Here is a 9,403-nt window from a genome sequence, read left to right on the forward strand (position 1 = left end):
ACACAAGCAAGCGGAAGCTTCTCGCTCCGCACTAACGCCGGGTGAAGGTCGCCGCCCTCGCGTTTACAGCTCGGCAAACGTTTTTAACATTCAGCGTCCAAGCATGAAACAGTGTTTAAAAAATTTGTCTTGCGTTTATCAGCGAGTTGCGCCACAATATCTCTGACGCTTGTGGGCGTCTTTCCATTTGCGCGCGGAGCCTTGGTATGAGCTTCTTCGACCCTTCGCCCATCATCGAGCGCATGCTGCTCGCTTCGGACAAGATCAGCGATCTTAACTTCTCCGTTGGTCAGCCGCCGCAGGTCGAAATCAACGGGCGGCTCGTCCCAATTCAGCCGCTTGGCGTGCAACGGTTAACGCCCTATCAAACCGAGATCATCGCGATGACATTGCTTCGCGGCCATCCCGATGCCGTCGAGAAGCTTGTGCGCACGGGTGCCGTCGATTTGAGCTTTTCGCTCCCATCGCGCACGCGCTTTCGCGTCAACATCTTTCAGCAGCGCGGCACCTACTCGATCGTGATGCGCGTCATCCCGACCGAGATTCCGACACTGCGCTCATTGGGCTTACCGCCGCAGCTAGCTGAGATCGCCAATCTTCGCAACGGCATCGTCCTCGTCACGGGGCCCACAGGAGCGGGCAAATCTTCGACGCTCGCTGCCATCATCGATCTCATCAATGAGACCAAACACTATCACATCGTGACGATTGAAGATCCGATTGAATTCTTGCACACGCACAAGAATTCAACCATCAATCAACGCGAGGTTGGCACCGACGCAGTCGATTTCCCGTCGGCGCTGCGCGCAGCTTTACGACAGGCGCCGAAGGTGATCTTGATCGGTGAGATGCGCGACCTTGAAACCACCGAGATCGCTCTCGAAGCGGCTGAGACTGGTCACTTGGTCCTTTCAACGCTCCACACCATCGACGCTTCCAAGACAATTGACCGCATCATTGGCCTCTACCCGAAGAACGAGGAGCCGGTGATCCGCACGCGGCTAGCCCAAACGTTTCGTTACATCATCTCGCAACGGTTGATCCCGCGTGCTGATGGGCGCGGGCGCGTCGCCGCTGTTGAAATTTTGAAGTCCACGCCGCGCACGCGCGAGTACATACAAGAGGGTGAATCCGAAGGGAAATCGCTGCTCGATGCGATGCGCGACGGTCAGCTTGATGGCATGCAAGATTTCGACACAGTGATCAAGGGGATGATCGAAAGCGGGGTCATCACGCTTGAAGACGGGCTGGCTTTCGCAACCAACCAGAACAATCTGCTTCTGGCGCTCAAAGGGTTGTCCTCAGGCGAGGACTACTTGCGCGATCAAGGCGCGCCCGCGCCGAGATCGGAGAGCGTGGCTTCCATGCTCGAGGTCATCGAGTAAGCGGGGCGTCGAAGCGCGCCTGAACGATTTAAGGTAATAACGATGATCGTCGTCTGTTCCCATTGTTCAGCTCGATTGCAACTGGACGAGGCGAAAATGCCGTCGCGCCCGTTCACGGTGCGATGCCCGAAATGTCAACAAGCGGTGCAAATCCAACCGCCCAAGTTTGAGCGAGAGGAACGGCGAACGGAAGGTCCTGCGCCGCGGGGAGCACGCCCCGTTCCAGCGCCAGCGTTCAACCTCGAGAAAGCACAGAACGCTGAACGGAGCGGAGCGGGCGAGCAAGCGAACGAACTCGCGGGCGAAGAGCTTCTGAACGCCTTGGCGCGGTTACTCCGCGGCGAACAATCAGGCGCCGCCGCGCATCGGCGCACGCGGCAACGTCGTGTGCTCTTGTGCGTCGAACAGAGCGCGCGCGAGCCGCTTGCGCGCGCTTTGAGCGAGAGCAATTACGAAGTTTACATCGCCGCCAACACGTCGCAAGCTATCGAGCGCATGCGCGAGGATCAACTGGACGTGCTCATCTTGGATGCGGAGTTCGACGCTGCCGAACAGGGCGCAGCCTTCATCGCGCGCGAGATCAAGGCGCTTCGTCCGGCGGAACGGCGGCGCCTCTTCTTCGTGCAGATTTCACCCGGCTTGCGTACGGGCGATGCGCATGTCGCCTTTCTTCACAACATCAACTTGGCCATCAACAGCGCCGACATTCGCGAACTGCCCGGTCTGCTCGACTACACGATCCGCAGCTACAACGAGCTTTATAAGGACTATTTCGCCACTCTGCAGCTCGCGCCGTTGTAAAAGGGCGCGCCTCCCTGCCAGCACAACAACGAATGCTCGCTTTCAAGAAGAGGATTGCACCAGTTGAGCGACATCGAGCTGGTAGCGTTCCAGTTTGAGGTAAAGGCCGCGGCGCGTCAACCCTAGTTCGCGCGCCGCGCGCGAGATGTTGCCGTGATGGCGACGCAGCGCTTCGGCAATCATCTGCCGTTCGATCGTGGAGATCGCATCGGCCAGCGTAGTGCCTTGAGTTGGCGAGGCGAGTTTGATTGTTGGCGTTGAGGAGGCGTGAGCAGCCATGCGCCGCACCTCGGGCGAAAGGTGATCGGGCGTAATCACCGCCCCGTCTTCGGCGCGGGCGACGATCCGCTGTATTTCGTTGCAGAGTTGGCGGACGTTGCCCGGCCAGTCGTAAACGATCAGCAGATCGAGGGCTTGCGGCGTGATCTGGATGTCGCGCCGACCGAAGCGCGCCGAGTAGTGATTCAAGTAGTAGGTGACAATGGCTGGGATCTCCGAGCGACGCTCGCGCAGCGGTGGGACGCGCAAGCGTATGACGTTTAGTCGGTAGTAGAGGTCTTCGCGGAACCGGCCTTCGGCGACCAGCTTTTCGAGATCGGTGTTGGTGGCGGCGATGATGCGCACGTCGATTTTGGTGGGGCGTTGCTCGCCGAGCGGTTGGATCTCGCCCTCTTGGAGAAAGCGCAAGAGTTTAGGTTGCACCTCGAGCGGCAGGTCGCCGACCTCATCGAGAAAGAGCGTGCCGCCAGCGGCGGTGCGGATCACGCCAGCCGAATCGGCGACGGCGCCGGTGAAAGCTCCGCGCCGGTAACCGAACAAGTAGGCTTCGGCAAGTTCTTTAGGGACAGCCGTGCAATTGAAGGGGACGAAGATCTTCGTGCGGCGCGACGAGAGGTGATGAATGGCGCGCGCGACCAGCTCCTTGCCCGTGCCCGATTCGCCTGTGATCAGCACGGTGACATCCGAAGAGCGTATCTTGTGCACCTCTTCGACGAGCTTGGTCATGGCTGGACTGGAGTGGATGAAGCCCGGCATGAGGCTCTGGTCCGAAAACGACGCCATGGGCGTGCTTCTCCCGTCGCCGTGCGTTCGGTCGCGCAGCCAGCAGACATCCAAGCCGAGTTCGACGACGCGCAGCAGAGGTTGGAGCGAAACCCCGCTCGGCAAAGTGTCGGCGATCGGCGGAGAGACGAGCAGCTTGGCCGAAGGAGCATGCGTTGGTCGCAAGTCGAAGACCGAAATGCCTTCCCTTTCCAACCACGCTTCGCGCTCGCCGTGCATCGTTCGGTTCCATTCGGCAACGATGCTAGTCGGCAGGTCGTGATGGCTCGCTTGCGCGGCGGCGACATGGTAGAACTCTTTGTTCTCGCGATCCGGCTCGAGCAAGATGGCGAAGCGACAATCGGTCTCCTGATAAACAACGGTGGCCAGTTCGCGCAGCAGCAGCTCGCGCGAGGCGACAGCTTCGGCAAGACGCAAGGTGAGGATCTGCGAGAGCGTGGCTGGTTCGGTCCTAGTTTCCGCCGTCGCATGGCCCAGCCCACGCAACGCTTCTTCGGCGCGCGCAAGGTAGGGCTTTGCGCCCAACTCACGGAAGACGCTGGCCGCCGAAGATAAGTGTTCGATGGCCTTTTCGGGATGGTTGACGACGTAAGTGCGTCCGAGCCAGTAGTGGGCCACGGCGCTACGGTAGCGGTCGCCGAGCATCTCGAAGATCGACACGCTGCGCCCGAAATGGTGTGCTGCCAGCGCGTGATCAGCTTGTGCCAGGGCCAGTATGCCGTGAATGCGCTGCGCTTCGCCGACGTTAGCCAGTTCGATGAACTTGTTGCTCGTCGATTCGACCACCGTCTGCAGGTGGCGCCGACAGCTTTCGGCCTCGCCGCAATCGAGATTGGCTTCGGCCAAGAGCAAGTGCGCCTCGCGCATAGCCTGCCGATCGCCGATGCTTTCGGCGATGCGCAGCGCGATTTCACCCTGCTCGATGGCCCAGCGCGCGCGCCCCATCGCCAGATAGAGGCGGCCGAGCGTCCGGCGCGCTTGTCCCAAGTACCACTTGTTTTCGTGCTCGGTCGCCAGTTGAACCGCGCGCTCAAGATAAGCGCGCGCTTGTTCCACCTCGCCGCGCAACGTCGCCAATTCGCCGAGCGAATCCAAGATCATCGGCACTTGGGCGATATGGCGATCGGTGCTCGAAGCCAATTCCAACGCTCGTTCGAGAGCGTCTTGCGCCCGTTTCCAGTCGCCGATGAGGATCAAGTTGATGCCGAGGTTGTTATACCCGAGTGCGGCGTTGGCTTTGTGTTCGGTGCGTTCGTAGTAGTCGATGGCTTTTTCGAGGCATCGAATGCCATCTTGCGGACGGCGGAGAAACCAATACGCGCCAGCCATGTTGGCGTAAATCTTGCCGAGCGTAAAGAGCGCCGGGCGGTCGCCGATGATGTCGAGCGCGTGTTGAAAGTTCTCCAGCGAGGCTTCGTAGTTTCCTTCGAACGATTCGGAAACAGCCAATCCGAGATAGACATTGGCCAGCTCGCGCCAATCGCCGACGCGCCGAAAATGGGCGATGGCGCGTTCGGCATAATCGCGCGCAATGGGATTCTCATTGATGCTCCGATAGACACGAGCCAACGCGCCATAAACCGAGCCGAGCTGGTGGTCCGTCCCTTTCCCCTCGATTTCGCGTAACGTCGCCTGCAACAACGCGATGGCCTTCGGATGATCGCCCAATTGGCTGTGGGCAAGACCGAGGCGAACGCGCACGGCGACGCTTGCGTCCGGTGTGAGCGCGGCGCGCTTGACCGATGATTCATAGGGCTCGACCGCTTCGAGCGCTTCGCGATAACGTCCCTGCGTTTCGAGCGCGGTGGAAAGCAAGCAACGCGCGCGCGCCTGCAAGGATTCGTCTCCACTGGTGGCCTTGATGAGACCGCGAAGCAGGTCTTCGGCTACCTTGGACTGGCCGGAGTCGAGCAGTTCGTTGATCTTCTCGATATCATCGGCTGCTGCATTCGCATGCGTTGGATAGGTTCGCGCGCTGCTGCGCCGCGTTGAGGCGGAGCGACGTTCGGGGCGCGGTTCCTCTGCCGTTTTAGGGCCGAACAGCGTCACTTCGGGGCTCTCCTTGGAAGGGCGCGGACAGCCCATTCGAGGCACCATCCGCTCCTTGCAGTCAGTAGCCGGGGCTGCTTTCCAGTTTAAACTCCCAAAAGGTCCGAGCTTTCACACTTTAACACACGACGGGCAATCGCGCCACGCTTTTCCCTTCGCGCGAGCCGCCTCGCCGTAGTCTTCACAGCCCGAAGGCACCCTTGTTCGGACGGGCGAAAACCGTTTTGCTTTTTCGCCGATTGAGCGTAGCATAGGCGCTTGCGCAATTCGGCGCGACGATCTTCGCGCCGTCGCCGAATCGAGAGGACCTAAGGGATGGTTGAAACGCTCGTTCCGCAAAAGTCGGCACGGAGTCGCTTCAAACGTTGGTTGCTCGAAGGGCTGGTGCGCGAAGCCGAAGGGCCGCACGCTCACGCGCGGGCGCGTCACGCGACGCATCCATGGTGGAAAGTCATGTGTTTGACGGGCGTGGACTATTTCTCCACGCTCGGCTATCAACCGGGAATCGCGTTTCTCGCCGCAGGGGCGCTCTCGCCGATTGCGACGTTGGTGTTGGTCCTGCTGACGCTGCTCGGCGCGTTGCCCATCTACAGCCGCGTCGCCGCAGAGAGCCCACACGGCGAAGGGTCGATCTCGATGCTCGAGCGGCTATTTGCGCGGTGGAAAGGGAAGCTGTTCGTCCTCGTGCTGCTCGGTTTCGTCGCCACCGATTTCATCATCACGATCACGCTCTCGGCAGCGGACGCCACCGCACACATCCTTGAGAACCCGTTCATGCCGGAGTTCCTCGAGCATCGCATCTTGCTCACGCTGGCGCTGATCGCTTTTCTCGGAGCGATCTTCATGAAAGGGTTCCGCGAGGCCATCGGGTTGGCGGTGCTGCTGGTTGGGGTTTACTTGATCGTCAACCTCGTCGTCGTCGCGCGCGGCATCTACGAGATCGCCGCGCATCCGGAAGTGCTCCCGCGCTGGCGCGAGGCGTTGGTCACCGACCCGCGAACCGGAGGCAGCACGTTGTTGATGATCGGCTGGGCGCTCATCCTCTTCCCAAAACTGGCACTGGGCCTTTCGGGATTTGAAACGGGCGTCGCCGTCATGCCGCTTGTCAAAGGCGATCCACAAGACACCGAAGAGCATCCGGTCGGTCGCATCCGCAACACGCGCAAGCTGCTGCGCACGGCGGCGCTCATCATGAGCGTGATGTTGATCGCCAGCAGTTTGACGACCACGTTGTTGATCCCAGCCGAAGAGTTCCAAGAAGGCGGCAAAGCCAACGGTCGCGCGCTCGCCTATTTGGCGCATCTTTATTTCGGCGACTTTTTCGGCACCACCTACGACATCAGCACCATCACCATCCTTTGGTTTGCGGGCGCCTCGGCGATGGCCGGATTGCTCAACATCGTTCCGCGCTACTTGCCCCGCTACGGCATGGCACCGAATTGGGCGCGCGCCACGCGCCCGCTGGTTCTGGTCTACACGGCAGTCGCCTTTGCTGTCACCATCATCTTCGAAGCCGACGTCGACGCGCAGGGCGGCGCTTACGCGACCGGCGTGTTGGTGTTGATGACCTCGGCGGCGATCGCCGTTTTCGTCTCAGCCCGTCGAAGGAGGGAGTCGCGCGCGACGCTCGCTTTCGCCATCATCACGCTGATCTTCATCTATACGACGGTGGTCAACATCATCGAACGCCCCGAAGGGATCAAGATCGCTTCTTTCCTCATCGTCTCGATCATCTTCACGTCGTTCTTGTCGCGCGCTTTGCGCACCACGGAGCTGCGCATTGAAAAGGTCGAACTCGACGATCTCGCGCGGCAATTCATCGAAGAGGTCGGTCGCGGACGCAACGACATACGCATCGTCGCCAACCGGCGCGATCGCGGCGACGTACAGGAATATGAGTTCAAAGAACGCGAAAAACGCGCTGACAATCACATTCCAACGCGCGATCCGATCCTCTTCTTTGAAGTCACGCCCGGCGATGCGTCGGAATTTTCAGGCGTGTTGCGCGTCCGCGGCGTCAAAGTGAACGGCTTTCGCGTGCTGCGAACCGAAAGCCCTGCCGTGCCGAACGCCATCGCCGCGTTCTTGCTCTTCTTGCGCGACACCACGGGCAAAGTGCCGCACGTCTATTTCGGTTGGAGCGAAGGCAATCCGCTCGCTTACCTCTTCAAATACGTCGTCTTCGGCGAGGGCGACACGGCTCCGGTCACGCACGAAGTTTTGCGTCAAGCCGAGCCGGATCCAGAACGGCGCCCGGTGGTTCACGTTGGGGGGTGACGCGAGCAAAGCGCCGCGCGCGGGGAGAAACGCGCATCGGCCACAAAGCGGTCAATTCGGCCTTCGCCTTTGCGGCGGCCAAGCGCGTGGAGAGCGGCGCGAGCCAAACGTTCGAGATCTCGAGATGAACCCGAGGGTAAGGGCTGAAGTCAACGGGCGCTCCGCCATGCAAGCTGGAATTTGTTAAAATTTCATCGGCTCGCCGCTTGAAAGCCGGTGAGCCGATGGCACGCAACGAAGAAACCTTTGCGTCACGTTGATCCAAGGTCCGTCTGCCGAAGCCGCTTGAGGCGGCGCGGGGGAACCAATTCAGTGGGGCGAATCGCTTGCGCGTAGGGCACTTCCGGTCCGAGCCCGACAGCTAACCTCGTAGGCTTAAAGGAAGGGCGTGACCGTGCGCACATGTCAGCACGGAAGGCGCATGCTTCCGTGCTTTTTGATTTTCATAGTCACCGAACGGGGAGGGAAGTATGGCCGTTGCTCTCAAACGTCTGCTCGTTGGTGAACCGCTACCGACCGAGCAGGCCATACACGAAAGGTTGACCAAGAAGACAGCGCTTGCGGTCTTCTCTTCCGACGCGCTTTCTTCAACGGCTTACGCTACTGAAGAGATCCTGTTGGTGCTGGCAGTTGCTGTCGCTTACGGCGACGCACGAGCTTTCGGCTACGTCATACCGATCTCGCTCTGCATCGTCGCGTTGATCGCCATCGTGAGCGCTAGCTACCGCCAGACGATCTACGCTTACCCTTCGGGCGGCGGGGCATATATCGTTGCGAAGGATAACCTTGGAACCATGACGGGACTCGTCGCCGGGGCCTCCTTGCTGGTCGATTACGTGCTGACGGTGGCCGTGTCGGTGTCGGCGGGAGTAGCAGCCATCACGTCGGCAGCGCAAAAGACGCGCTACGCTTGGTTGGACGAACACAAGGTGCTGCTTTCGCTGCTGATCATCGCCTTTATCGCCATCGCCAATCTGCGCGGCGTACGCGAATCGGCACGCTCTTCTCCGTGCCGACCTACGCCTTTATCGTCTCTTTCCTCTTCATGATCCTCATCGGGTTGATCGAATACCGTCAGGGCAAAGTTGCGCCGGTGATCGACAACCAGTTGAAGTTCGCCGAGGGCTACGCTCCGCAGCCGCTCACTTTCTTTCTCCTGCTCAGCGCTTTTTCCAATGGCTGTTCAGCGCTGACTGGCATCGAAGCTATTTCCAACGGCGTGCAAGCTTTCCGGCGACCGGAATCGCGCAACGCGGCGATCACGCTCGTCTGGATGGCGACGCTTCTTTCGGTGATGTTTCTCGGAACGAGCGCGCTGGCTTACCTTTACGGCGTTCACCCGCACGAGAACGAAACCGTCATCTCGCAATTCGCGCGCTTGATCTTCGTCGGACCGCTCGGGTGGTTCTATTATGTCGTGCAAGCGACCACTGCGGCGATTCTGATCCTAGCGGCCAACACCTCCTTCGCCGACTTCCCGCGCTTAGCCTCGATCATGGCACGCGACCGCTTCCTGCCGCGGCAACTCGCCACGCGCGGCGACCGCTTGGTCTTTTCAAACGGCATCATTCTGCTCGCAGCCTTCGCTGGCGTGCTCATTGCCGCTTTCGGCGGCGATACGCACCGGCTCATTCCGCTTTACGCCATCGGCGTTTTTCTCTCTTTCACCTTGTCGCAAGTTGGCATGGTGCGCCACTGGTGGCGCGAAAGACGTGCCTCTTTGCCGCCGAGCGATTCGATGGACGAAAGCGAGACGGGTCAACCGCCCGCTGGAAAGGGAACGGTTCGTTGGAGACGCGCCTTGTTCATCAGATTGCGGCGGCGCGGAG

The 9,403-nt window shown here is 60.4% G+C and carries 4 protein-coding genes, 1 pseudogene and 1 riboswitch; of the genes and pseudogenes, 4 read left to right on the top strand and 1 reads right to left on the bottom strand.

The features are described 5' to 3' along the window. Positions 1–206 precede the first annotated feature (206 nt). Positions 207–1,385 (top strand): type IV pilus twitching motility protein PilT, encoded by a 1,179-nt coding sequence (locus C4334_RS13860; RefSeq protein ID WP_352432683.1) that lies wholly within the window; start codon positions 207–209, stop codon positions 1,383–1,385. Between the two features lie 42 nt (positions 1,386–1,427). Further along, positions 1,428–2,186 (top strand): zinc-ribbon domain-containing protein, encoded by a 759-nt coding sequence (locus C4334_RS13865; protein WP_352432684.1) that lies wholly within the window; start codon positions 1,428–1,430, stop codon positions 2,184–2,186. Positions 2,187–2,228: 42 nt separating this feature from the next. On the opposite strand, the gene C4334_RS13870 is transcribed toward C4334_RS13865, so the two are convergent. Then, a complete protein-coding gene (locus tag C4334_RS13870) occupies positions 2,229–5,345 on the bottom strand; it encodes a sigma 54-interacting transcriptional regulator (RefSeq protein ID WP_352432685.1) in 3,117 nt (1,038 codons plus the stop codon). Positions 5,346–5,612: 267 nt separating this feature from the next. On the opposite strand from C4334_RS13870, the gene C4334_RS13875 reads away from it, so the two are divergent. Continuing rightward, positions 5,613–7,574 carry an amino acid permease gene (locus tag C4334_RS13875; protein ID WP_352432686.1) on the top strand — a complete coding sequence of 654 codons (1,962 nt, stop codon included), beginning with the start codon at positions 5,613–5,615 and terminating at the stop codon, positions 7,572–7,574. 263 nt (positions 7,575–7,837) lie between these two features. Then, positions 7,838–7,965: riboswitch (cyclic di-AMP (ydaO/yuaA leader) on the top strand. A gap of 79 nt (positions 7,966–8,044) precedes the next feature. Next, positions 8,045–9,403 (top strand): annotated as a pseudogene (locus C4334_RS13880) (APC family permease); the annotation flags it as partial.

Source organism: Pyrinomonas sp. (assembly GCF_040289685.1).
GTDB lineage: Bacteria > Acidobacteriota > Blastocatellia > Pyrinomonadales > Pyrinomonadaceae > Pyrinomonas.